16 protein-coding genes and 1 tRNA gene are annotated in these 21,492 nt (G+C 65.8%); 4 read left to right on the forward strand and 13 right to left on the reverse strand.

Annotated features, from left to right (window positions below; genetic code table 11):
- The first annotated feature begins 19 nt into the window (after window positions 1–19).
- The 3 genes from M1D32_RS13360 to M1D32_RS13370 are packed head-to-tail and all read left to right on the forward strand — an operon-like array spanning window position 20 to window position 2,293.
- Window positions 20–1,528: an SDR family oxidoreductase gene (locus tag M1D32_RS13360; protein ID WP_458779136.1), complete on the forward strand. Its 1,509-nt coding sequence runs from the start codon at window positions 20–22 to the stop codon at window positions 1,526–1,528.
- Window positions 1,529–1,570: 42 nt separating this feature from the next.
- Window positions 1,571–2,068, forward strand: a complete 498-nt coding sequence (locus M1D32_RS13365; protein ID WP_458779137.1) for a DUF2505 domain-containing protein — start codon at window positions 1,571–1,573, stop codon at window positions 2,066–2,068.
- 3 nt (window positions 2,069–2,071) lie between these two features.
- The gene (locus M1D32_RS13370) at window positions 2,072–2,293 is read left to right on the forward strand and encodes an SCO4848 family membrane protein (RefSeq protein WP_458779138.1); all 222 of its coding nucleotides are present in this window, start codon (window positions 2,072–2,074) and stop codon (window positions 2,291–2,293) included.
- Between the two features lie 59 nt (window positions 2,294–2,352).
- On the opposite strand, the gene sufU is transcribed toward M1D32_RS13370, so the two are convergent.
- The 9 genes from sufU to M1D32_RS13415 form a co-directional block, all read right to left on the reverse strand.
- Window positions 2,353–2,802, reverse strand: coding sequence for a Fe-S cluster assembly sulfur transfer protein SufU (sufU, locus tag M1D32_RS13375; RefSeq protein ID WP_458779139.1), 450 nt, complete (start codon window positions 2,800–2,802; stop codon window positions 2,353–2,355).
- 26 nt (window positions 2,803–2,828) lie between these two features.
- Entirely contained in the window at window positions 2,829–4,154 is a 1,326-nt protein-coding gene (locus tag M1D32_RS13380) for a cysteine desulfurase (RefSeq protein WP_458779140.1), read from the reverse strand.
- A gap of 940 nt (window positions 4,155–5,094) precedes the next feature.
- Window positions 5,095–7,692, reverse strand: a complete 2,598-nt coding sequence (locus tag M1D32_RS13385; RefSeq protein ID WP_458782188.1) for a LuxR C-terminal-related transcriptional regulator — start codon at window positions 7,690–7,692, stop codon at window positions 5,095–5,097.
- A 52-nt stretch (window positions 7,693–7,744) separates the two neighbouring features.
- Window positions 7,745–10,480, reverse strand: coding sequence for a LuxR C-terminal-related transcriptional regulator (locus tag M1D32_RS13390; RefSeq protein WP_458779141.1), 2,736 nt, complete (start codon window positions 10,478–10,480; stop codon window positions 7,745–7,747).
- A 122-nt stretch (window positions 10,481–10,602) separates the two neighbouring features.
- Window positions 10,603–11,193, reverse strand: a complete 591-nt coding sequence (gene pth, locus M1D32_RS13395) for an aminoacyl-tRNA hydrolase (protein ID WP_458779142.1) — start codon at window positions 11,191–11,193, stop codon at window positions 10,603–10,605.
- Window positions 11,194–11,289: 96 nt separating this feature from the next.
- A complete protein-coding gene (locus tag M1D32_RS13400; protein ID WP_458779143.1) occupies window positions 11,290–11,886 on the reverse strand; it encodes a 50S ribosomal protein L25/general stress protein Ctc in 597 nt (198 codons plus the stop codon).
- A 283-nt stretch (window positions 11,887–12,169) separates the two neighbouring features.
- Window positions 12,170–13,150, reverse strand: a complete 981-nt coding sequence (locus M1D32_RS13405; RefSeq protein WP_163164303.1) for a ribose-phosphate diphosphokinase — start codon at window positions 13,148–13,150, stop codon at window positions 12,170–12,172.
- The gene (gene glmU, locus M1D32_RS13410; protein ID WP_458779144.1) at window positions 13,147–14,631 is read right to left on the reverse strand and encodes a bifunctional UDP-N-acetylglucosamine diphosphorylase/glucosamine-1-phosphate N-acetyltransferase GlmU; all 1,485 of its coding nucleotides are present in this window, start codon (window positions 14,629–14,631) and stop codon (window positions 13,147–13,149) included. The genes M1D32_RS13405 and glmU overlap by 4 nt, the downstream gene beginning before the upstream one ends.
- A gap of 104 nt (window positions 14,632–14,735) precedes the next feature.
- Window positions 14,736–14,807, reverse strand: a tRNA-Gln gene (locus tag M1D32_RS13415).
- 175 nt (window positions 14,808–14,982) lie between these two features.
- On the opposite strand from M1D32_RS13415, the gene M1D32_RS13420 reads away from it, so the two are divergent.
- A complete protein-coding gene (locus tag M1D32_RS13420) occupies window positions 14,983–15,609 on the forward strand; it encodes a TetR/AcrR family transcriptional regulator (protein WP_458779145.1) in 627 nt (208 codons plus the stop codon).
- A gap of 606 nt (window positions 15,610–16,215) precedes the next feature.
- Here M1D32_RS13420 and M1D32_RS13425 read toward each other — a convergent pair.
- The 4 genes from M1D32_RS13425 to M1D32_RS13440 all read right to left on the reverse strand — a co-directional run bounded on the left by M1D32_RS13425 (window position 16,216) and on the right by M1D32_RS13440 (window position 21,219).
- A complete protein-coding gene (locus tag M1D32_RS13425; RefSeq protein ID WP_458779146.1) occupies window positions 16,216–18,045 on the reverse strand; it encodes an ABC-F family ATP-binding cassette domain-containing protein in 1,830 nt (609 codons plus the stop codon).
- 41 nt (window positions 18,046–18,086) lie between these two features.
- On the reverse strand, window positions 18,087–19,049 hold the full coding sequence (locus M1D32_RS13430; RefSeq protein WP_458779147.1) for a 4-(cytidine 5'-diphospho)-2-C-methyl-D-erythritol kinase: 963 nt from the start codon (window positions 19,047–19,049) through the stop codon (window positions 18,087–18,089).
- The gene (rsmA, locus tag M1D32_RS13435) at window positions 19,046–19,918 is read right to left on the reverse strand and encodes a 16S rRNA (adenine(1518)-N(6)/adenine(1519)-N(6))-dimethyltransferase RsmA (RefSeq protein WP_458779148.1); all 873 of its coding nucleotides are present in this window, start codon (window positions 19,916–19,918) and stop codon (window positions 19,046–19,048) included. Before rsmA ends, M1D32_RS13430 begins: the two co-directional genes overlap by 4 nt.
- Before the next feature lie 113 nt (window positions 19,919–20,031).
- On the reverse strand, window positions 20,032–21,219 hold the full coding sequence (locus M1D32_RS13440; protein ID WP_458779149.1) for a transglycosylase family protein: 1,188 nt from the start codon (window positions 21,217–21,219) through the stop codon (window positions 20,032–20,034).
- Window positions 21,220–21,492: the final 273 nt, after the last annotated feature.

The following is a 21,492-nucleotide window of genomic DNA, read 5'->3' on the forward strand; positions in this document are numbered from 1 at the left end:
TAGACGAAGAGGAGACAGCATGACCGGAACCAGCAATACCCCGCGTTCACCCAGGACTGTCCTGGTCACCGGCGCAACCGGCTACATCGGCGGCCGCCTGGTGCCAAAGCTCCTGGAGGAGGGCCACAACGTCAAGGTCCTGGTGCGCTCCCCCGACAAAGTTGCCGGTGTACCGTGGCGGGACAGGGTGGAGGTTGTGGAAAGCAGCCTGGACGACGGGGACGCGTTGCGGGTGGCGCTTTCCGGCGTCGACGTCTTCTATTACCTGGTGCATTCCATGGCCGCCGGGGCAGGGTTCGAAGCCAAGGAACAATCGATGGCACGCGCGGCGGCCGAGGCCGCAGCGGCGGCGGGAGTCGGCAGGATCGTCTATCTGGGCGGACTCCACCCCCAGGGCGTGGCCCTGTCCACCCATATGCGTTCCAGGGAGGCCGTAGGAAAAGTGTTCCTGGACAGCCCGGTGGACGCCATCGTGTTCCAGGCGGGAGTGGTGATCGGTTCAGGTTCAGCCTCCTTCGAAATGATCCGCCACCTCTCGGAGACGTTGCCGCTGATGCCCGCGCCCAGCTGGGTCCGGAACCGGATCGAGGCCATCGCGGTGCGGGACGTCCTGTACTACCTGGTGTCCGCGGCATCCTTGGAGGGGTCCATCAACCGCACGTTCGACGTCGGTTGCCGCCAGGTGCTGACGTATGCCGGGATGATGAAGGAGTACGCCGCCGAGGCGGGCCTGCCGTACCGGGTAGTGCTGGCACTGCCTGTTCCCGCGCCGAAGCTTGCCGGGATGTGGGTAGCCCTGACCACGCCCATCCCGCTGTCCATGGCTGTGCCCCTGGTCCAGTCACTCCAGCACGATGCCGTGTCCAATGAGCACGACATCGACGAGTACATCCCGCAGCCCGACGGCGGCCTCACCGACTACCGCACCGCCGTCGCCCTGGCCCTTGGGAAGGAACGCGACGGCCAGGTGCAGACCACGTGGGCCAACGCGGGCGTGGCAGCCGATCCCCTGCCCAGCGATCCCGACTGGGCGGGACACAAGGTCTACATCGACGAACGCACGTTCCATGGCGACGTGGATCCTGCCCACGTGTGGACGGTGATCGAGGGAATCGGCGGCCGGAACGGCTGGTACTCCCTGCCGCTGGCCTGGCAGGTCCGCGGCTGGCTGGACAAGCTGACGGGCGGGGCCGGACTGCTGCGGGGACGCCGGCACCCCGGACGGCTCACCACCGGAGAGGTGGTGGACTGGTGGCGGGTGGAACGGATTGACCACGGAAAATTGCTGCGGCTCCGTGCGGAGATGCGGGCTCCGGGCAGGGCATGGCTGGAGCTGTCCGTGGAGCCGGACGGGAACGGCAGCAGGTACCGGCAGAGGGCCATCTTCTTCCCCAAGGGCCTTAGCGGACGCCTGTACTGGCTGGCCGTCCTCCCATTCCACAGCCTGATCTTTCCTGCCATGGCGAGGAACATCACGGGGGCGGCGCGGAACCTGGTGGATGCGGAGGGGACCGCCAGGACCCCGTAGGATGTTTGGAGCCTAATCCGATCCCACGTCCCAGGAGGACCCATGGCCTTGAGCGCTACCACCACCCTTCCGCACTCCGTCCCCGACGTTGCAGCTGTCCTGGTGAATGAAGATTTCCAGCGCCACGTCAGCCAGCTTGTCGGCGGCAGCCTCGAATCCTTCACCGTCGAGGGCGATGTTGCCGGCGCGTTCAGCGCCACGTCCGTTCGGACCCTGCCCACCACGCGCCTTCCCGAGATCGCCCGCAAGTTCGTGGGTGAGCACCTCAAGGTGACCCAGGTGGAAAACTGGGACGCCCCCGCGGCGGACGGTTCCCGCCAGAGCAACATCTCACTGAAGATCGCCGGAGCCCCCGTGGACGTCACCGCCGTGCAGCGGCTCGTAGCTGCCGACGGCGGAACGCGCGTTGAGCTTGAAGGCGCAGTGAAGTCTTCCGTCCCGTTCCTCGGCGGGAAGATTGCCGATGCCGCAGAGCCCATGGTTGCCAAGGCACTCAACCTTCAGGCCAAGCAGGCGCAGGCCTGGCTGGAAAGCCACTAGTTCGTGGAGCTGCCAGTCTTCGCCGCGCTGGTCCTGGTCATCGCCGGCCTCTGGTCGCTGGTGGTCTGGCCGCAGTTCCTGCGCCGGGTCATGAAGGACCCGCGCGCCCGGGATGCTGCCGGCAAGGCCACGAAGTTCCTCACCGTTCACGTGGTGCTGGTCAGCATCTCCATGGTGCTGGGGGCGGCAACCGCCCTCATCGGGATCATGGGCCTGTTCAGCTAGGACCACAAAGAAGTCCGGCCCTCCTCCCTGCGGGAAGGAGGGCCGGACTTCTTTGGTGTTCAGGCTGCCTGGTTAAGCGCGTCCTCCGCCGCAACCCAGGAAATCATGGCGCACTTGACCCGGGCGGCATAGCGCGCGACTCCCTCGAATGCCGCGGCATCACCGAGAACCTCCGGATCGGCAGGGATCTTGCCCCGGGACCGGAGGACTTCGCGGAAGTTGTCGATGACCTCGTGCATCTCCGCTACTGTCATTCCCTCTGCCAGGTCCGTGAGGACCGAGGCGGACGCCATGGAAATGGAGCAGCCCGCGCCGTCCCAGGCAATCTGTGCCACTTTGCCGTCTGCTACGGCCAGGCGCAGGGTTACTTCGTCGCCGCAGACGGGGTTGAGCTGGTGTGACTGCCCCGTGGAGGCACCGTCCGGCGCCTCCGTCCCCGCCAGGCCGCTGCCGTGGCGGGCTTTGGAGTGGTCAAGGATGATCTGCTGGTACAGGTGGTCAAGGCTCATGTCATACCTTCGATGCGTTTGATGTATTAGGCGCGGAAGTAGGCGCGCACGCCCGCAACAGCGTCCAGGAACTGGTCCACGTCGTCGGTGGTGTTGTACAGGTAAGCGCTGGCCCTGGTGGTGGCTGTCAGCCCCAGCCGGCGGTGCAGCGGCTGGGCGCAGTGGTGCCCGACACGGACGGCGATTCCCCGCGAATCGAGGAACTGGCCCACGTCATGGGCATGCACTCCTTCGACGTCGAACGCGGCGAGCCCTATCCGGTCCTGGCCTGCAGCGGGACCAAGGACCCGGATTCCCGGAATGGACTCCAGTCCGGTGATCATGCGCTGGCCGAGCTCAGCCTCCCAGCGGTGAATTCGGTCCAGTCCCGTTTCCGTCAGGTAGTTCACTGCGGCCGCAAGGGCAACAGCCTGGGAAATCCGCTGGGTACCGGCCTCAAAGCGCTGGGGTGCGGGGAGGTAGTCGGCGCGCTCCATGGTCACCGTAGTGATCATGGACCCGCCCGTCAGGAACGGCGGCAGGATGTCCAGGACATCCTGCCTTCCGTAAAGTGCGCCGATTCCCGTGGGGGCAAGCATCTTGTGGCCGGAAAAGACAGCGAAGTCAATGTCCAGCTCTTTGACGTCCAAGGGCATATGGGGTGCGGACTGGCAGGCGTCCAGGACCACCAGCGCGCCGGCGTTCCGGCCCAGGGCGGCCAGTTCCCGGACTGGATTGATGGTGCCCAGGACGTTGGAGGCGTGCGTGAAAGCCAGCACCTTCGTCCGGGCGCCGATGATGTCCGGGGCCAGGTCCATGCGGAGGCTGCCGGCGTCATCCACAGGGATGTAGCGCAGGGCCGCCCCGGTACGGAAGGCAAGTTCCTGCCACGGTATGAGGTTTGCGTGGTGCTCCATCTCCGTCACCACAATCTCATCACCCGGGCTCAACGCCAGGTCCTGCAGCCGGGCGTCGCCCCGCCCCTGGGCTGCCCAGAGGCCAGCGTTGGACAGCGCGTAGCTGAGCAGGTTAAGGCCCTCGGTGGCATTGGAGGTCCAGATGATTTCGGAGTAGTCAGCGCCTACGAAGTCGGCCACAGTCTGACGGGCGTCCTCGAATGCTTCGGTGGCCTCAACCGCAAGATGGTGCGCGCCCCGGTGCACGGCAGCATTGCGCTGCTCATAGAATTCCTGTTCGGCGTCGATGACACTCAGCGGATTTTGCGACGTGGCGCCGGAGTCCAAATAGATCAGCGGGCGTCCATTGACCAGCTGGTTCAGGACCGGGAAGTCGTTGCGGATGCGCTGGACTTCGGCGTTATCCATGACCGGCAAGGCACGTTCCAGTGTGGCTGGCGTTGATACTACGGCCAAAACTAACTCCTTGAGATGCCAACGGATGACACTCAATTGTCCCACAGCACGGCTGTGGCGGCCGCCCGGAGGGGCAGCCGCCACAGTCGCTCCGGGCTTCAGCCCGCGGAGTGGAGGGCCGGCGACGGCTGGGGGGAGAGCCTCGGTCTCAGAAGACTCTGACGCCGCCGGCCCCGTCCAGCCCGGCCCCAAAGGGACCGGAAGTTCGTCAGGACGGAGGAGCTTTGTTCTGCTGTGGCAACTCTTGCGGCTTCTTTTGTGCCGGTTCCTTTTGCCTCCTTAAGTAAATACTCCAGCGCCACCCCGCGCACGAGTATGGTGTACTCGAATTCGCTGTCCCCCGACTACCGGGGCCACCTGCAGTACCCGCATTGCCGCGGCGGCAGCCGGTCGGAGAGCTGAGCCGGGCCACAGCCTCGCGGCGGTGGCAGGCGGAAGCTGCCAGGCGGGGGCGGCAGGCGGAAGCCGGCAGGCGGCGGACGCAAGGCGGCAGGCGGCAGGCGGAAGCCGGCAGGCGGCGGGCGCAAGCCGGCAGGCGCAAGGCGGCAGGCGGAAGCCGGCAGGCGGCAGGCGGAAGCCGGCAGGCGGCAGGCGGAAGCCGGCAGGCGGCGGACGCAAGGCGGCAGGCGGCAGGCGGAAGCCGGCAGGCGGCGGACGCAAGCCGGCAGGCGCAAGGCGGCAGGCGGAAGCCGGCAGGCGGCGGGCGCAAGCCGGCAGGCGCAAGGCGGCAGGCGGAAGCCGGCAGGCGGCGGGCGCAAGCCGGCAGGCGCAAGGCGGCAGGCGGAAGCCGGCAGGCGGCGGGCGCAAGCCGGCAGGCGCAAGGCGGCAGGCGGAAGCCGGCAGGCGGCGGGCGCAAGCCGGCAGGCGCAAGGCGGCAGGCGGAAGCCGGCAGGCGGCGGGCGCAAGCCGGCAGGCGGAAGCCGGCAGGTGTTGGATGTGCCTATTTGGGGAGCGCTGACTCCAGCTCTTCGCGGCTGCGTACACCCAGCTTTACGTACGTGCGGTACAGGTGCCCCTCCACGGTGCGTACAGAGACCATCAGCCGTTGGGCGATTTCCCGGTCCGTGAGGCCCTGCACGGCCAATCCCACAATGTCCTGCTCGCGGCGGGTGAGGTGGACGGCGGGAGCCGCGGCAATGAAGCGCCCTTCCCTGAACCGCTCCCCCAGTTCGTGGTCGCATTTCTCGCGCAGCGCCACTGCCTGCCTGGACCGCCGGCGTTCTCCGGCACGGTCGAGGAGGGTACTCGCGCGGGCATAGGCCTCCCGCGCGAGGTTCACAAAGCCTGACTCCTCCAGCGAGTTTGCCGTGTCCATCAGGGCATCCCCGTCAGCTGCTTCCCAGCCCGCAGCCAGTGTCAGCATCGCCTGGGCGTACCGTCCTTCGACCGTCTTAGCAACCGACTGCACCATGGGAATGACCGAAGGGTCACCCAGGTCCCAACAGATGGAAAGGATTTCGAGCAGGGTTCCGGCTCTGGCAGTGGCGTCATGCGTGGTGGCGAGGGTATGGAGCGCTGCCAGCCCCTTGCCGTCCCGGGACAGATATTCGGAGGCAGCGGCACCATATGCTGAAGCCAGCAGCTCGTGGGCAGGACCTCCAGGCACGGCGTCGGTGAAATCCTGCTCAAGGCGTTTGGCCTGCGCTGCATCCCCCAGCCTTGCCGCCGCGTAAAAGCCCAGGGAAGACCCGAAGCGGAACAACTGCAGCGGATCCTTCAACCTCAACGCCTCCACGGCAGGCAGCAGCACCTGGTACGCCCGTTCCATCCGGCCTTGCCGCAGAAGCGAGTAGCCGCGAAGCACTTCCAGGCTTCCGTTGAAGGTGGCGGCTCCTGCCGCATGTCCGGCCGCGTAATTGTCGAGTTCGCGTTCAGCCGACTCCCATTCGCCCATCGCCAGGTAGTCGGTCACCAGCCGGCCCAGCACGAACTCGGTGAAAAAGAACAGGCTGTCCTCCAGCGGAGGCAATTCCGAGGCGGCCAGGAGGGCTGCATCCAGCCCCTCGCCGGCACGGCCGGCTGCAGCAAGTGCATGGGCAAGAAGGGCCTCGCCAAGCGCCCTGACGGATTCGCTTCCGGCCTCGGCTGAGGCCGTGTTCTGCATCTCCCGGACCTCAGTGGCAAGCGCATCGGCATCCACCGCCGCACCGAGCTGCAACAGGTGCAGGACCTGCACGAGCCGGTCCGGCAGTTTCCGGTCCGCGTCGGCACTCTGTTGGCCGTTGATGTCCTCGGCCAGTGCATCCAAGGACTGGCCGGTGGCCTGGTGGGCCGCTGCGCGGAGCAGAAGGACAGCGGGGCCCTCGGGGTCGTCGGAAAGCTGGCGCCAGCAGGCATCAAGCAGGTGGGCGGCCTGGCCGTAAGCACCCTCGTTGTAGAGGGCCCGTGCCTGAATGGCCCGCGCCAATGGCAGCAGCGTGGGATCCTGGATTCTGGCAGCGATGCACCGTGCGCTTACATTGCGGAACAGCCTCAAGGCCTCTCGGGCAGCGTCAAGCATGTCTGGGTCCGGTACCCGAAGCCCACACTCAAAAGCCCACTCCACTGACCTGAGCTTGCCTTCCCCACGCAGGACCGTGCCGTTCTGGTGAATCCGGATTTTCTCGAGGAGCTGCAGGCTGCGCGAGACCGAGAGGGTGTTCCGGACGGCGCTGGCGAAGAGGGCATTCCACATGGACAGTTCAGCCGGGACTCCCGAATTCTCGCTGATCATCTGCTGGTCCAGGAGCGAGCGGACCACAGCAGCCCCGCTGATGTCCTCGATGACCTTCCGGCCCACCGGCCCGGCAAGCGCAATGAGCTTCAGGGCTTCCTGTTCCTCCGGCCCCCGCCGGATGTGGTCTTTTGTCACTACTGCCGTGAGCTGGCCGCCGTCGGCCGGCAATGGACCGAGTAACATCCAGATGCCGTTGCGCTTGGCCAGGACTCCGGTTTCGGCTGCGTCGTGCAGCAGGGCGTCGAGAAGGCGGGGATTGCCGCCTGACGCAATCCAGATTGAATCCACTGTGGCCGCCGGTACCGTTCCGTCAAGGACGTGGGCCAGAACCTCCTCGATCTGTTCCCGGGTCAGGGGCCGAAGGTCCACCCGCTCGGCAAGGCCGTCGTACCAGAGCTGGTCGAGCGGCTGCGGGAGGCCGGGCCGGGGCCTGGCAGCAGCCACCACTGTTGCCCACCCTGCTGAGATCAGGTCCGCCAGTACCCCCGCGGAGGAATCGTCCAAGTGGTGGGCGTCATCCACCAACAGCAGGACGGGTGCGCCCCTGCCTCCCTTCAACTTCTCGAAGTACGTCCACATGGAACGCAGAACCGCCACGGGCGAGACAGACTCTTCGGCCGACAGCTCTCCGGTGTAGGGAGTCAGTACACCGAAGGGCACAGCGGCCAAGGCAGAACTGCCATGAATCTGCAGGATGTTCAGCTCCCCGGAAAGCCGCTCCGCGATCGCCTCCGTCAACGACGTCTTGCCAATCCCGGGCCCTGCCATCACAAAAACCGCATGGCTGGTCCCGTCCCGGACAATGTTGCAGATCCGCTCCAGAGGCTCGCGCCGGGCGGTGACGGGGCGGTGGGCCGGTGCCGGTTTGTGGCCGTTAGACAAGTCCAGTCAGATCACCCCTGGAAGTTACGCCGAGCTTGGTGAAGACCTGGTACAGGTGGCCTTCCACGGTGCGTACCGAGACACCCATTTCCAGTGCGATGTCACGGTTGGAGGCACCGCGGCCGGCCAGCCTTGCAATCTGGCGCTCCCGGGCAGTCAGCAAAGGGCTGCCACTGCTGGGAACGATAGGAAGGTTGGTTACGGTTGCCGCAAGGATGTCCAGGCGGGCCTGGGCGGTCCGGGCGGAAATGGTATCTCCGTCCTGCCTGGCGAAGTCCACCGCCAGGGCCATGCAGCGGGCCTCTACGGTGTCCAGTTCGAGGGTGGCCGCGATCTCCCCTGCTGCCAGGAGGGTCTTGGCATCCTTGGTCCGGCTTCCCACGGCAATCAGCCGCGCGACTTCTGCCAGCGGGCCCTGCCGGTGCTCCGAGATCTCCTCCAGAAGGCGGAAGTCGGCGTCACTGCCGTTCACCGTTGCTGCCAGGAGGCTGATTCCGGCGAGCGTATAAAGGCCTGCCCCCACGCTCCGCCGCGCGGATTGCTTCAAGTTGGCAGCAGACTCGGAGTCGCCAAGCCAGCGCCCAGCCACCAACGAACAGAACTCGACAATGCTCTCCATGGCAAAACTGGATTTGCCCTTTGTCCGCTGGAGCTTGGCCAGGAACTTGCGTGCCTGGGCAGCGTTGCCCGTCTGCGCATGGGCCAGTGCCGTTGCCGCGTAGGCACAGCGGAGCGCACTCTGGAGCGGCTGAAGCTCAAGCTGCGCAACCGCCGAAATGAGGGGGTCCAAAGCTGCACCGCCGCGGCCGGAATAGACGTAGGCGAGCCCTGCGGCGAGTTCTGTCGCGGCACTCCGGTACGGGAGGCGGTCGTATTCGCCACTGCCATGCGGGCCCAGCAGGTCGATGCAACGCCGCCACTGGCCGGCTGTCAGCAACACCAGGTAGGCCTCCCTGGTGAACTGCTCGCGCAAACCCACCACGTGCGAGGCGTCCGTTATCTGGCCCCCAAGCTGCCGCATCAGGCTCAGTGCTTCCATCTCCCGCCCGGTCAGGGCCAGCGCCGTCATCAGGATGACGGCGGACTGCATCCGGTGGGCGGTGTCCGGATTCAGCGCCGGATCTGCAGCTGCCTCCAGCTCCGGAATCATGGCCGTGTAGTCGCCAACGAACGCGCGGTATTCAAATTCACTGAGCGCCACGCAGTGCGCCGCTGCCACTGCCGGGTGGGGCCAGGCCTCTTGCTTTGCCGTGGCGTCCAGCCGCTCACGGGCGTCAGCGAGCAGGGCGGGGACTTTGCCTGCATGGTCCGGATGCCACAACATCACCTTGGCCTTGGCTGCGATGACGCGGGCATATTCTTCGACGCCAACGGCGTCTAGTTCCGGCTGGGAGATATCCTCCAAGGCAGCCAGCGCTTGGATGGGCAGGTCCAACTGAAGATAGGCCGCAGCCTTCTGGCGCTGCGCCGGTACCCACTCCTGATCCGTCCGCTTCAACATTTCTGCGTAGGCCAAGGCGAAGCGGGGATCAAAAAGCTGGACGGCAGCTTCGGCAGCGGCAAGGGCCAGCGCGGGGCTCAGCTCGGCCTCGCACTCGTGCGTCCATGCGGCAAAGGCCATTAGTTCCTCGACGGTCATCTTCGCCGGATCGGGTTCGGCACCGCCCAGGAGCGCGTTCCGCAGTTCCCGGCGCCTGGCAATGCTGAGCCACGACCGCACTACATCGCCAATGTACTTTTCACGCAACGCCACCCAGCGGTGGTCCGAGTCGTCGATCTCCAATAGGCCGGCGTCCTCCATGTCCGCCACCACTTCGGCGCGGTAGGTGGCAGTGAGCCTGGAGAGTTCCACCCGCCTGGCGCAGGAAAGCATCTCAATGACTTCCCTGGTTTCCGGGCTCTCCCTCGACCAGCGGGACCGGACGATGTCGTCAAGGCTGGCGGCGCCGTCAAGCACCACCTTGTCGCGGAGTGTCCAAACAGAGTCGGACAAGACGAGATTTCCAGAAAGCCGTTGTTCGGTAACGAGCGCCTTCAGCAGCAGCGGGTTGCCGCCCACCATGTGGTGATAGGTGCTCACCAACGATGCCGACACCCGTTGGCCCAGCAAGGACAGCAGGACCTGGCGGGTCTGCAGCTCGTTGAGGTTGCTGAGCCGGACTTCGGTCAGGCGCCGGTCGGTGAGCAGCCAGTGGAAGTCCGCGGGAAGGTCGCTGACCTTTGGTGCAACGGCGATGATTTTGGCGGTGCCGGTCAGAAGGACATTCAAGAGCACGCCCGCGCTCATATCGTCAATGCTTCCGGACGTGTCCAGGGTAATGACGCAGCGCCGGCCGGCTGCGTCGCTCCGGATCAACGATGTGATGCCACGGAGAATCGCCGTGGGTGAGCCCATGTAGGCCTGGGGCAGCCGCGCCAGGAGGAACGAGAGGCACCCATACGGTGTGTTGGCACCGGCGGGCCCGCTTCGAAGCTGCAGGGACCAGACGTCGGGTCCGAGATCGGAAACTGCTGCCCGGGCGAGGGAAGACTTTCCGACCCCCCGGCCTCCGGTGATGACGGCGCCCAGCGAGTCTTCGCTGGTCAGCGCTGTCCGGACGGCTTCAAGGTTCGCGCTGCGTGCAGGCGCAGACCACTGCTGCGCCCCGGACACGCCGGAAGTTGCAGTATGCAGCCCAACGTCGTGAGATGTTGACCCACGTCCCCAGCTAAGTGGCTCGATTGACATGAACTTATCCCCTACGTCCCGCGATAGCGGGATGTAGCCCCATTGCTCCCCCGCATACGAAAAAGACTACCCTGTGGCACAGACAAGGAAACAGGTAGGGGCGGGTTTAAGTTTTTATGTTGCTAGCCCCCGGACTTCGCCGGATGGAATTTCTGCTGCGCTGAGGTGAGCCCCTCCCGCAGCAGCAGCTCCACCGCATCAGCGGCCTCGTCCAGCAGGAAAGGCAATTCCTTGAGCTCGGCAGTGCCGAAGTCCCGCAGCACGTAGTCGGCCGTGTCCATTCGGCCCGGCGGCCTTCCGACGCCCACCCGGACCCGCAGATAGTCCTTGGTGCCAAGCGCTTTGGAGATGTCCCGCAGGCCGTTGTGGCCGCCTTCTCCCCCGCCGGTCTTTAGCTTGACCGTATTAAAGGGAATGTCGATTTCGTCGTGGACCGCAACCACGTGCTCGGGCGTGATGCCGTAAAAGCTTGCCAGCGCCGCGACCGGTCCGCCTGAGACGTTCATGTAGCTCATAGGTTTTGCCAGCACCACCCGCGGGCCACCGATCCCGAGCCTGCCCTCCACCACCTGGGCGCGCGCCTTGTGCGTCTTGAAGCCTGCGCCCACGCGTCCGGCGAGTTCGTCAAGGACCATCTGTCCGACGTTATGCCTGTTGCCCTGGTACTGCGCTCCCGGATTTCCGAGGCCAACGATCAACCAGGTGTCAGTCATGAATCAATCCTAAGATGGGGGCTTGGTGCTGTCGGCGGGCAGAGATGGCAGTGGCCGGACCCTGAGGGATCCGGCCACCGTTGAAGAGAGCGGCTATTACTCGGCTGCTGCCTCGGAAGAAGCGTCAGCGGCTTCTTCGCTGCCTTCCTCGGCGGACTCGGTGGCCTCGGAGATGTTCACCACGAGGGCGTCGGAGTCGGCCAGCAGGACTGCGCCCTTGGGCAGGACGAGGTCGGACGCGTGGATGTGCTCGCCGGCCGTGCGGCCTTCGATGCTGACCTCGACGGCGGTGGGCAGGTGGGTTGCCTCGGCCTCAAGGGAGATGACGGTGAGTTCCTGGTTGAAGACGTTGCCCGGAGCAAGCTCGCCAACGACGTGGACGGGAATGTCAACGGTCACCTTTTCGCCCTGGCGGACGGTGAGGAGGTCGATGTGCTCGATGATCTGCTTGATCGGGTCGCGCTGGACGTCCTTGACCAGGGCCAGGTGGCTTTCGCCGTTGATGTCCAGGGACAGCAGGGCGTTGGCGGTACGGACTGCCAGGGTGGTGGCCTTTGCCGGGAGGGTCACGTGGATGGGCTCTGCGCCGTGGCCATAGATGACGGCGGGGATGAGGTTCGCCATGCGGGCGCGGCGGGCGTAGCCCTTGCCGAATTCGGTGCGTACTTCTGCTGCGAGCTTCTGCTCAGACATGGATATCTCCTTGAAAACTAAACGGTGTTCAGCAAGGGCGGAGGTCTGTTGCGACCTTCAACGCCGGGCGGCCGTGGCCGGGCCCATCTTCGAAGGGAGATTCAGACCCAGTCGATAACGGAGACTGCAGTCCGGTTTCCGTCATTACGGTTGCCGGCGCTCTCCCTCGCCAAGGTATCGCTGAAGAGTCTACCAGCGCCGCCCGTGATTCATGAAAACGGGCCCCGCTCCCGGCAACCGAACGATCGGCCACCGGGCGCAGGGCCCGACTGGTAAGTAGGGGTCAGGCTTTGCCGTCGAACAGGCTGGTGACCGAGCCGTCGTCGAATACTTCCCGGACCGCGCGGGCGATCAGCGGAGCGATGGACAGCACCGTCAGCTGCGGGAAGCGCTGCGACGCGGTCAGCGGCAGCGTGTTGGTGACCACCACTTCGCGGGCCCCGGATTCGGAGAGGCGCTGGGCGGCCGGCTCAGAGAAGACGGCATGCGTGGCGGCAATGATGACGTCCTTGGCACCGGCGTTCTTCAGGACGTTGACGGCACCGGAGATGGTTCCACCGGTATCGATCATGTCGTCGATAAGGACGCACGTGCGTCCCTCGATCTGGCCCACGACAGTCTTGGAAACAGCCTGATTGGGAACGGTAAGGTCCCTGCTCTTGTGCACGAACGCCAGCGGGGCGCCGCCCAGGCGTTCCGCCCACTGCTCCGCGACGCGGACGCGCCCGGTGTCCGGCGAGACAACGGTGATGTTTTCGGCGTCAACCCGGGTCCTGATGTAGTCCGCGAGCAGCGGGATGGCCATCAGGTGGTCAACGGGCCCATCAAAGAAGCCCTGGATCTGCGAGGTGTGCAGGTCCACGCTCATGATGCGGTCGGCGCCGGCGGTCTTGTACAGGTCCGCCACCAGGCGGGCCGAGATGGGCTCGCGGCCGCGGCCCTTCTTGTCCTGGCGCGCGTAAGGGTAGAAGGGGGATACGACCGTGATGCGCTTGGCGGAGGCACGCTTCAGCGAGTCGATCATGATCAGCTGTTCCATGAGCCAGTTGTTCAGCGGCGCGGGGTGTGCCTGGATGACAAAAGCGTCGGTTCCCCGGACACTCTCGCCGGCGCGGACATAGATCTCACCGTTGGCGAAGTCGTAGGCGTCTACCGGGAGGAGGTCGGTGCCGAGCTCCTTGGCGATCTCCCGGGCCAGCTCGGGGTGGGCGCGGCCAGTGGCCAGCACCAGCTTCTTTTCGCCGCGCGCCGTAATTTCGCTCATGATTGGTTGCCCTCTTCTGTAGATGCTGGGGTACTGGAGGAATCTGGGGTGGCCGCTTGGGCCAGTTCGGCGGAGCGCGTACCAGGGCGGTTGGCCGCCACCCAGCCCTCGGTGTTGTGCTGGGCGGCAACCGTCAGCGCGAGCGCGCCCGCCGGGACGTCCTTGCGGATCACCGCGCCGGCGCCGCTGTAGGCGCCGTCCCCCACGGTGACCGGGGCAACGAATACTGTGTTGGAGCCTGTCCTGACGCCCGAGCCGATGACGGTCCGGTGCTTCTTCTCGCCGTCGTAATTCGCGGTGATGTTTCCGCAGCCGATGTTGGTGTCCTCGCCGATTTCGGCGTCGCCGGCATAGCCGAGGTGGGACAACTTTGAACCACGGCCGATGGTGACGTTCTTTGTTTCGTAGAACGCTCCGATCTTGCCGCTTTCGCCCAGGACAGTCCCGGGGCGCAGGTAGGTAAAGGGTCCGACGGCGGCATCCGGGCCGATGACGGCCCCTGATCCGTGGGTGCGGACCACCTTGGCGCCTTCACCGATGGTGACGTCCGTGAGCGTGGTGTCGGGGCCGACGACGGCGTCCCTGGCCACGGTGGTGGTGCCGTGCAGCTGGGTGTTGGGCAGGATCCGGACGTCCTCGTCAAGGGCTACAGAGGAGTCGATCCAGGTGGTTGCCGGATCCACCACCGTCACGCCGGCCCGCATCCACGCCTCGACGACGCGGCGGTTCAACTCAGCGCCCAGGGCGGACAGCTGGACGCGGTCGTTGGCGCCTTCCACCTGCCAGCGGTCGGCGGTGACGACGGCGGCGACGCGGCCGCCTGCCTGCCTGGCCAGTCCGAGGACGTCGGTGAGGTACTTCTCGCCCTGGGAGTTGTCTGTGGTGACATGCTTGAGTGCGTCACGAAGGACGGCGGCGTCAAAGGCGTAGATGCCGGAGTTGACCTCAGGGATGAGCCGCTCGGCGTCGGAGGCGTCCTTGTGTTCAACAATGCCGGTGACTGTCCCGTCGTCGCCGCGCAGGATGCGGCCGTAACCGGTGGCGTCGTCAAGGACTGCAGTGAGCACGGTGACGGCGTTGGCTTCACGTTCGTGGGTGGCCACGAGTTCGGCCAGCAGCTGACCGGAAAGCAGCGGCACGTCGCCGTAAGTGACCACTACGGTTCCGGCGAGGTGCTGTTCCCCGTCCAGCGCCTGGAGGGCGACCTCCACCGCACGTCCGGTTCCGGGGATGTCGTCCTGGTCAACGATCACCGCAGCCGGATCGAGTTCCGAGAGGTGGCGGGCCACCAGGTCGCGTTCATGGCGTACCACGATGGCGAGCCGGCGGGGATTGATGCTCCGTGCGGCGAGCAGTGCGTGGCCCACCATGGACCTGCCGCCGATCTCGTGAAGGATCTTGGGAGTGCGCGACTTCATCCGGGTACCGGCGCCTGCCGCCAGAACGATGACCGCGGCCGGTCCGGTATTCTCGGGGATCACGTACGGGCTCTCCTTGCTAAGTTACGCTGGCGTTTGCGGTGCCTGCGCGGCCTGAGCCGTCCCGGCACCGAATGTCATCCTACTGAACGCTCCTCGCACAGCAGTTCCGCCCATAGGATTCGAACCTATACTCCACGGCTCCAAAGGCCGGGGTGCTGCCATTACACCAGAGCGGACCGTGCCGTGGCGCGCGGCCGGGCACAAGTAGTTATTTTGCCACGGGTTCGGGGCGCCGCGCGACACAGACCGTTCAGCCCGCGTCCTTGCCCCGTTTCTGCCCCTAACCCGCCCCTTGTCCGGCAGGCCGGGCGGCTGCAATTTCCGGCGGGGCGGGTAGTGCATGATGGAAATGTGAGCAACAACCCTCCGCGGACACGGATGACCGGCCTTCAGCGGCGGAGCCAGCTTATCGAGGTCGGGCGGGGCCTTTTCGCCGTCCGCGGGCTTGACGGCACCACGATCGAGGAGATTGCTGCCTGCGCGGGAGTTTCCAAGCCCGTCATCTATGAGCACTTCGGATCCAAGGAAGGCCTGTACACGCAGGTGGTGGACTTCGAATTCCGGATCCTCCTGGATGCCATCAACGCTGCCCTCACCGCGGAGGCAAAGCCGCGCGTCCTCGTGGAACGCGCCGCGCTGGCGTTACTGACCTACATCGAGGAGCGCACCGAGGGCTTCCGGATCCTCATGCGTGACGCCCCGCCGTCGCAACCCGAAGGCGCGTTCTCCACCCTGCTCTCCCATGTCACCGCCAAAGTGGAACACATCCTCTCGGACGAGTTCGACCGCCGCGGTTTCAGCGCCCAGGACGGCGCCATGTACGCCCAGATGCTCGTCGGCATGGTCGCCATGACCGGCCAATGGTGGCAGGACAGCCGCCAGCCAGACAAACACACTGTTGCGGCCCACCTGGTCAACCTCGCCTGGAACGGCCTGACCGGCCTCAAAAAAGACCCCGAACTCATGTCCGAGGGTTGAGCCTCCGCGCTTGGTTACCTTCGCGGTGGGCCGTGGTTAGGTTCGCGGCGCAGCGGCCCTTCGCCGTCGCTTAGCGCGTGGGTCCCTTCCCAACACTCGCAAGCTCGCGTCGGGTCCCTCGGGACGACGCTTACGTCGCATAGGGGCACCTACGGTCGCTGGGGGACCTCCGGCGCCCGATGCGCCGCGATGCGCTCCTACGCGAAGGCCCCCCGCACCGCTCTTGCCTATCTCTCCGTTCGAGAGTCCCCGGCCCCGCCCGTCTGCCAAAGGTTCCGGCCGGATGCTTGCTGCTCCCCGGAGGTGAGGCGTGTTGCCGTCGCTGGAGACGGTCCTGTCGGGGGGTCCCCGCACGACTCCTGCTGTTTCTTCGTTTCAGGTGGTGAGCACGCTGGGAGGGGACGTTAGCTTCCGGAGGCGGTCCTTCGGAAAGTCGCGCATCGCGGGACATCGGAGCGCGGAGGTCGCTCAGCGACCGGAGCGCTCCCTATGTCCTGTGTCTAAGCGACGCCGAAGGGCCGGCTCCGGCACCCTAGCCGGGCACAAGCGACGCCGAAGGGCCCGCTCCGGCACCCAACCCGGGCACAGCCGGGTCTCCAGAAGCGACTACTCCCCGAGGACCTCGAGGGCTTCGAGCCATTCGAGCTCGAGGGCTTCGCGTTCTCCTGCCAGGTCCTTGAGCTTCTTGTTCTGTTCGGCCAGGGCGTCGAAGTCCGATTGTTCGGTGCTTTTGACCATCTGGACGTGGAGCTTCTTTTCCTGCTGCTCCAGTTTGCCGAGCTGGCGTTCGATGCGGTTCTTTGCTTTGCGGGCGTCGCGCTTTTCGGCTTCGGACGGGCCTGCGGGAGCCGCGGCTGCGGCGGCGGAACCGCCGCCGGTGACGGGGTTCCCGCCGCCGGTGATCGTGGACCCGGCCAGGGCAGCCTCACGCAGCTCCAGGTACTGGTCCACGCCGCGCGGCAGGGCGCGGATCTTTCCGTCGCCCAGCAGCGCCATCTGGTGGTCGGTCACGCGCTCCAGAAGGTACCGGTCGTGGCTCACCACAACGAGGGTCCCGGGCCAGCCGTCCAGGACGTCCTCGACGGCGGCGAGGGTATCGGTGTCCAGGTCGTTGGTGGGCTCATCAAGCATCAGCACGTTGGGCTCCCCCACCAGCAGGCGCAGCAGCTGGAGACGGCGGCGCTCACCGCCGGAAAGGTCCCGCACCGGGGTCCACTGCTTCTCGTTGGTGAAGCCAAGTTGTTCCACGAGCTGGCCGGCTGTGAACTCCTTGCCGCCCACGTTGATGGACCGTTTCTCGCGTTCGATCACCTCGATCACGCGCAGGTCCGAGACGTCGTCGAGCTCTTTGACCTCCTGGGTAAGCACCGCAGTGACCACGGTCTTGCCGCGCTTGAGCCTGCCGGACGTGGGCTCAATCTGGCCGTTGAGGAGCTTCAGCAGGGTGGTTTTGCCGGCGCCGTTGACGCCCACCAGGCCTAGCCGCTCACCTGGTGCGAGCCTCAGCGTGATGTTGTCGAAGAGTTTCTGCCCTTCGTCACCCCCAAGGAAGTCCAGCGACACCTTTTCCAGGTCCAGGACATCCTTGCCCAGCCGCGCGGTTGCCATTTTGCTCAATGCCATGGAATCCCTGGGTTCAGGCACGTCGGCTATGAGGGCGTTCGCCGCCTCAATCCGGAACTTCGGTTTGGCGGTGCGTGCCGGCGCGCCGCGGCGAAGCCAGGCGAGTTCCTTCTTGACCAGCTGCTGGCGCTTGCTTTCCATCACGCTGGCCGAACGGTCACGCTCGGCGCGGGCCAGCACGTACGCTGCGTAGCCGCCGTCGAACGGATCCACGATGCCGTCGTGGACTTCCCAGGTCTTGTTGCAGACCTCGTCCAGGAACCAGCGGTCGTGGGTGACCACCAGGAACGCACCCTGGTTCGCGCGCCACCGGGTCTTCAGGTGCCGGGAAAGCCACGCCACGCCCTCGACATCGAGGTGGTTGGTGGGCTCGTCGAGCATGATGACGTCATGGTCCTCGATGAGGAGCTTGGCCAGGGCAACGCGCCGCTTCTGCCCGCCCGAGAGGGCGTGGACGTTGGCGTGCCAGTCGACGTCGGACACCAGGCCGCCCATGATCTCGCGGATCTGGGGGTTTCGTGCCCACTCATAATCGGCCTGGTCCCCCACGATCGCCGCGCCGACTGTCAGGTCGCCGTCGAGCACGTCGCTTTGGTCCAGGTAGCCCACGTTGACGTCGCCACGCTTGGTGACGCGTCCGGAATCCGGGGTCGACCGGAGCGCCAGCAGGCGCATCAGGGTGGACTTTCCGTCACCGTTCCGGCCCACCATGCCGATCCGGTCGCCCTCTTCGAGTCCGAGGGTGATGCCGTCCAGGACGGTGCGGGTTGCGTAGGAGACGGTCAGGTTCTCGCCGCCAAGAAGGTGTGCCAAAGGGGAACTGCTTTCTGCTGCTGAGATTGGAACTGAACGTCTTACAGAAGGATGTCGGACATGATGCGGGCTCCGGGAACCGGGCCGTGCACGGCGAGGGCCGTCAATCCGCGCCGCCGCAGGTTTTCTGCCAGGCCTTCAGCGGCTACAGGGTCATCGGCCAGCAATGCCACCGTAGGGCCCGAGCCTGAGACGATGCCCGCAATGGCTCCATGTGCTTCACCGATTCCCAGCGTATCGCGCAACGACGGCGCCAGCTCGATGGATGCCCGCTGGAGGTCATTGACCAGGACACGGCTGAGGGCTTCGGCGTCCCCGCTGCGGAGGGCGGTGAGAATCTGCGGGTCCACTCCTGTTGGTTCCTCAACCTCGAGGCCCTCCGCCGCCCGCATGCGGTCCAGGGTCCTGTACACCTCGGGCGTGGGGAGTCCGTAATCCGCCGTGACCAGGACCCAGTCCGTCTGCGCCTTGGCCAGGGCCGGGGACAGCTCATCGCCGAGGCCCAGGCCCACCGCTGTCCCGCCGAGCAGGGAAAAGGGAACGTCGGCACCCAGTTCGGCGGCGAGATGCGCCAGTTCTTCCCGGGAGAGCCCGCTGTTCCAGAGTGCGTCGCAGGCCAGGAGCGTAGCTGCAGCGTCAGCGGAGCCACCGCCCATGCCGCCCGCCACCGGCACCCGTTTGGTGATTTCCAGATGGACGCCCGTGGCGTGCTCGGAAACGTCCGCCATGATGGCTGCCGCCTTGTACGCCAGGTTGTTCTGGTCCAAGGGGATATCGACGTCGTCCAGGTCCAGGGTGCTGTCCGGGCTCAAGCTCACCGTAATCCCTGGCGTTTCGGTGCTGGTGGCCGTTACTTCCTCGTACAGCGAAACGGCAAGGTAGACGCTGGCCACGGAATGGTAGCCGTCAGGCCGTAGCGGTCCGACGTCCAGGGAAACGTTGACCTTCCCCGGAGCCTTGGCGCGGACGGTCCTGGCGGTGAACCGTCCCGCCGGTGCGTTCATGGCCGGGCCTCACGGGCTTCCGCGATCCTCGCGAAGGCTGCAATGTCGATCACTTCGCCCCGGGCTGTGGGGTCGACGCCGGCAGCCACCAGGCAGCGTTCGGCTTCCGCCGCGCTCCCGGCCCAGCCAGCGAGGGCGGCGCGCAGCGTCTTGCGCCGCTGCGCGAAGGCAGCGTCCACCACGGCGAAAACCTGCTCGCGGGTGGCGCTGGTGGCAGGCGGTTCGTGGCGGGCGAAGGAGACCAGCCCGGAGTGGATCTTGGGTGCCGGCCAGAACACGTTCATGCCAATCACGCCGGCTTTGCGCATCTTGCTGTACCACGCCGCCTTCACGGAGGGCACGCCATAGGTTTTGGATCCCGGGCCGGCAGCGAGGCGGTCAGCCACCTCGTCCTGGACCATGACCAGACCGTGCTGAAGACTGGGGAAATGCTGCAGAAGGTGCAGCACAACGGGCACGGCCACGTTGTAGGGCAGGTTGGCCACCAGAGCGGAGGGCTGGACCGGCAGCTCTGTGACTTTCATGGCATCGGCCTGCACCAGGTGGAAGCCGGCGGCTGCCGACGGACGCCATTCCGTCACCGTGGCGGGAAGCTTTGCGGCAAGCACTGGGTCGATCTCGACTGCCACTACCGAAGCAGCGGCGTCCAGGAGGCCGAGAGTCAGCGATCCCAGGCCGGGCCCCACTTCCAGCACAGTTTCGTCCGGGCCGACACCCGCTATGGCCACAATCCTGCGGATGGTGTTGCCGTCAATCACGAAGTTTTGGCCCAGGGTTTTGGTGGGGCGGATACCGATCTCCTCCGCCAGCCGGCGTATGTCGGAAGCACCAAAAAGCGGTGCGGGCGCGGCGGGGATGGGTTCAGTCACCTAGGTATCCTATCCCGCGCGGCACTTGCGCCCGGCCCGGTTAAGTGCTGCGGCCGGGCCCGGAAGATCCAGGCCCGGCCGCACTGCCCCGCGGGGCTTGTGGTCTTCTGGTGTCAGCTGGTGGCAGCCCAGCCGCAACCCCACGGCTGGAGGCCGCGCTGCGCGTAGACGCGGTTGGCGATGTCGATCTGCTGTGCCTTCGTGGCAAGGCTGGCGTTGGGAGCGTATGCGCCGCCGCCGGATCCCAGCCAGGTCTGGATGTCGAACTGGAGGCCGCCGTAGTAGCCGTTGCCGGTGTTAATGGACCAGTTTCCGCCTGATTCACACTTGGCGATCTTGTCCCACATGGCCTCGTTCATCATCGCCGGGGCGGAGGCACCGGTGTTGGCGCCGCTATTGGTACCGGCAGGGGCTGCCGGGGCAGCCTTGGCTACGGGTTCAGGCTTGGCCTTCGTGCCCACCGTGATCTTCTCGGTTACGGGCTGGGCGGTAACCGTTTCGGATACCAGGGTGCGGGACGCTTCGCGGCCGTCAACCAGTACGAGCTTGAAGGTCTTCTCCACCTTCCCTGCGGAACCTGCCTGGGTGACTTCCTTCTCACCCTTGAGCATCTCGGCGCTCTCGATGGTCTCCGACGTGAACGGGACGTCGTCGGTAGTCACCGCAGTCTGGCCGGTGTCCACGCGGGAGACCTTGATGACCATGTTGTTGACCACGTGCGCGTTGGCCGGCTGTGAAGACCGGTCATTGGCGCCGAGGGTCAGGCCCGCATCTTCCAGTACCTTGCCCACCGTGGCGGCTGTTGTGGTGGCGGTCTCGACCTTGCCGTCAGCGACAATGCTCACAGACTTGGGAGTGGAAATGGAGACGAAGGACCCGGCCACCGAGAGCTGGGCGTCCTTTGGTACCGAGACCGACGACGCGCTTGCGACACCGAGTTCGGTCACCAATCCTTCGACGTCCTGGGCGGTGGTGTTCACCGTCTTTTCGGAGCCGTCCAGGCTGACTTTGACTTCCTTGGCCATGTTGACGTTGATGACCGTGCCGTTCTGGACGGTGGCATCAACAGATGGGGAGACCCTGTCCGCGGGCTTCAGCTCGACGTTCGCGCTTTTGACGACCTGTCCCACAGTTCCGCCGAACGTCTGGACGGACGTTACCTTGCCGTCCACGTTCAGCGTGATGGTTTTGTTATTGCCGACGAAGGCTACGAGGCCCACAACCAGCGCGCACAGCACCAGGAGTTGCGTCCCAACCTTGATAAAGCTGAACTTGCCGTCCGTTGTGAAGAACTTGACCACGATTGCCCGTAACTTTAGGTCCCTCCGGGCACGGGGATAGCGCAATAAAATGCCCGGCACCACCTGGAAAAGGGGTAGTCCGGGCACCCTCGCGCCGCCACACTCCGTACAGCAGGCACGCTGGAAAAGGCCCAGCAGTTGCTGCTGCAAACGAAGTGAATTTACCCGGTGGCCTTCCCCGACCCCGGCTAATAATTCCCCACTGTAACCGTAGCGTTATAAAGCCACCAAGAATCTTGCATACCGCGTATTCACCCTTGGGTCCACCGGCAT

This window comes from Arthrobacter sp. D3-16 (assembly GCF_054408515.1).

Coding starts and splice junctions, on each gene's coding strand:
- M1D32_RS13360 (WP_458779136.1), top strand. CDS start 20: ATGACCGGAACCAGCAATACCCCGCGTTCACCCAGGACTGTCCTGGTC.
- M1D32_RS13365 (WP_458779137.1), top strand. CDS start 1,571: ATGGCCTTGAGCGCTACCACCACCCTTCCGCACTCCGTCCCCGACGTT.
- sufU (WP_458779139.1), bottom strand. CDS start 2,802: ATGAGCCTTGACCACCTGTACCAGCAGATCATCCTTGACCACTCCAAA.
- M1D32_RS13390 (WP_458779141.1), bottom strand. CDS start 10,480: ATGTCAATCGAGCCACTTAGCTGGGGACGTGGGTCAACATCTCACGAC.
- pth (WP_458779142.1), bottom strand. CDS start 11,193: ATGACTGACACCTGGTTGATCGTTGGCCTCGGAAATCCGGGAGCGCAG.
- M1D32_RS13400 (WP_458779143.1), bottom strand. CDS start 11,886: ATGTCTGAGCAGAAGCTCGCAGCAGAAGTACGCACCGAATTCGGCAAG.
- M1D32_RS13405 (WP_163164303.1), bottom strand. CDS start 13,150: ATGAGCGAAATTACGGCGCGCGGCGAAAAGAAGCTGGTGCTGGCCACT.
- M1D32_RS13430 (WP_458779147.1), bottom strand. CDS start 19,049: ATGAACGCACCGGCGGGACGGTTCACCGCCAGGACCGTCCGCGCCAAG.